A 2916-nucleotide genomic window follows, 5' to 3' on the forward strand; every position below is an offset into this window, starting at 1 on the left:
GCAACAAGTGCAGATCTTGAATATCAGCTCCAGAGTGCTTTAATGCAAGCATCTTGGTATGATGGAAAAAATGACAAACCAATTAAAGGTAAAAAAGTTGCTACACTAGCCTCTGACTTCGCAGACAATATATACAACTTCTCACCTCATATTTACAGTGAGTTAGTTAATAGAGATAACCTTTCTAGCAGCAGTGTTAAAGCTCGACGTTTGTTATTACATGCAATGATTCGATGCGAGAAAGAAGAGTTTGTTGGATTCTCTGGGTATCCGGCTGAAAGGGGTCTTTATGAGACTCTCTTAAATAAAACTGGTTTGCACCGTAAAACCAAAGATGGAGAATTATCATTTCTTTCTCCGGAAAAAAACTCGGCTAGTAATTTAAATGGGTTATGGGATGCTACTCAAGCATTACTCACAGATGTAGATAGCAAAATTTCGATAGATAAGCTCTATGAGCTTTGGTCATTACCTCCTTTCGGCCTTAAACAAGGCTTATTACCTGTCATTTTAATTGCATTTGTATTAGCTCATAAATCAACAGTTGCAATATATAAAGATGGGATGTTTATGCCATATCTTGAAGATGTGGATATTGACGAGTGTTTACAAGCACCCGCTCGGTTCTCATTGCGATGGGTTGCTCTAGATAAAAACAAAAACGAGATTTTAGAAGGTATATCAAACCTATTGAGTGAAGTGTGTAACAATAGGACTAGTATCGACCCTCTTGATGCAGCGAGAGGACTGGTTGGCATGGTTTATGACTTACCTGATTGGACCAGGAAAACGCAAAAAATTAGCCATGTTACAAAATCTGTTCGCGATATGCTTTTGAAAGCTAATGATCCACACAAGGTGCTCTTTGTTGATTTGATAACCTTACTCAAGGTTTCGGATGGAAAGAATTATATAGAAACTTTAAAACCAATAATTGAAGAACTATTCTTTGCCTATGAAAAAGAATTATCAAAAGTAAAAGATAAGCTTTTCTTGGCGTTAGATGTAAACCCTAATGATATCCAGTCTCTAAAGGTTAGAGCTAGTGCTGTATCTGGAATTTTAGGGGATATACGACTAGATGCCTTTGCCGGACGTTTAGCCAATTTTGATAATGATTTAGCATCTATCGAAGGTTTGGTGAGTTTTGCTGTTGAAACTCCGCCTAAAGGGTGGGTTGACCGTCACATTGATGCTGCGATTTTAGAGCTAAGTAAATTAGCCCGTCGTTTGCGAGAGGCAGAAGCGTTTGCATCTGTCCAGGGAAGAGCATCACATAGTGAAGCAATTGCATTGGTTCTGGGAACCGGCTCTGAAACTGTAACCGTTTCTCGCTCCTTCGCGATTCCGGAGCATCATCAGGATACAATACAATCAAAATTTAAAGAGATTGTTTCAATATTGCAAAACCAAGATCTAGATACTGAAGTTGCCTTGGCTATTATTGCCAAGGTAGGGATGGAGCTTGTTGTTAGTGAAAAGGAGGAGTAGATGGCTGAACGACATGTTTTAGGATTGTCAGGAGGTAAGGATAGCGCTGCGCTGGCAGTGTATATGCGTGATGCCTATCCCCATCTCGATATAGATTATTTTTTTACTGATACCGGTGAAGAACTACCTGAGGTATATGAATTTCTCGGGCGACTTGAAGGCTATTTAGGCAAACCAATTATTCGTCTAAACCCGCGTCGAGATTTTAGATTTTGGCTGAAACAATACAACCATTTTCTACCTAGTCCCCAAACTCGATGGTGCACCAGGCAACTGAAACTGTTGCCATTTGAAGAATGGATTAGACCTTGGTTAGCTGCGGGGGATGATGTGACATCATATGTTGCGATACGGGCTGATGAAGAATATCGAGAGGGCTATACCTCAAAATCTTCAAATCTACATATAAAGCTTCCTTTCCGCGAATCTGGAATAGATAAACCAGGTGTTATTGATATTCTAGAATCATCAGGACTCGGTTATCCAAAATATTATGAATGGCGTTCGCGTAGTGGGTGTACTTTTTGCTTTTTCCAACAAAAAATAGAATGGGTTAGGCTGAAAGACAAGCATCCTAAAGCATTTGAAGCTGCGAAGGCTCTTGAAAAAGACTCTCTCGAGCACGGTTCGCCTTTTACATGGTCTAAAGGTGAATCTTTAGCACAATTAGAGCAACCAGATAGAATGCAACAAATTAGAAAGGAATATGAAGCTCGTAGGGAGAGAATGAGGAGAAGTATTCCTGTCAACGTACTAAGACCTGTGAGTAAGACTCCAGAGGATATTGATGATATATACGGAGAGGATGAAGGTGGGAGTGCGTGTTTAATTTGCCATAAATAGTTTAACATCGTAATCAATGCCCTTGAACTATCAGAATATATTAAAATGATAGTTCAAGGGTTTGAAATCACATAGTTTCGATCATAAGTAAACTAAGGATTTCTTGTTTATCTTTATATAACTTCCTAGCTTTTTGAAGATTTGAATTCAATATTTTTTCAAATTTTTCATTTATAACTAGGGTTATGTTACCGAAATCTTTTTCAAAAGCACCGTCTTCATATCTTAAGCCATAAATAAGATTCAAACATAGCTCGCTCATTTCTTTTTGTGTTTTTGATATATTTTTCACTAATTCAGGCACTAACCTGTTTTCAATCATTACAATGTGATATTGTTTCTTGCTTGATTGATTGCTAATATCTTTGTACCGTTTAACGGGAAAAGTTAAAGCATCTTGATTAAAAGGGTTTTTATGTTCTATTTTTCTGTCGAGGTCAGTGCATTTTAAATTAAAACAGTCATCTTGTGGGTTAAAATAGCAGTGATATAAATTTAAATTTTCAAATCTTGGAACCCTGACTTCAGCTCCACGGCTGATTGCAGAAGAAAATTTATTACTTATTATTTGAGCAATATCCG

2 protein-coding genes and 1 pseudogene are annotated in these 2916 nt (G+C 37.7%); 2 read left to right on the top strand and 1 reads right to left on the bottom strand.

Annotated features, from left to right (window positions below):
• Together ADK28_RS04030 and ADK28_RS29700 are read left to right on the top strand one after the other, a co-directional pair.
• Positions 1-1491, top strand: a pseudogene (locus ADK28_RS04030) (ATP-binding protein); the annotation flags it as partial.
• Positions 1492-2334 (top strand): phosphoadenosine phosphosulfate reductase family protein, encoded by an 843-nt coding sequence (locus tag ADK28_RS29700; RefSeq protein ID WP_075202032.1) that lies wholly within the window; start codon positions 1492-1494, stop codon positions 2332-2334. It begins immediately after the preceding pseudogene.
• A gap of 67 nt (positions 2335-2401) precedes the next feature.
• Here the strand turns inward: ADK28_RS29700 and ADK28_RS32060 are convergent.
• The coding region (locus ADK28_RS32060) for a hypothetical protein (RefSeq protein ID WP_161802690.1) at positions 2402-2916 on the bottom strand (515 nt) is incomplete at its 5' end.

The organism is Serratia sp. 506_PEND (assembly GCF_001076875.1).
Taxonomy (GTDB): domain Bacteria; phylum Pseudomonadota; class Gammaproteobacteria; order Enterobacterales; family Enterobacteriaceae; genus Serratia; species Serratia marcescens.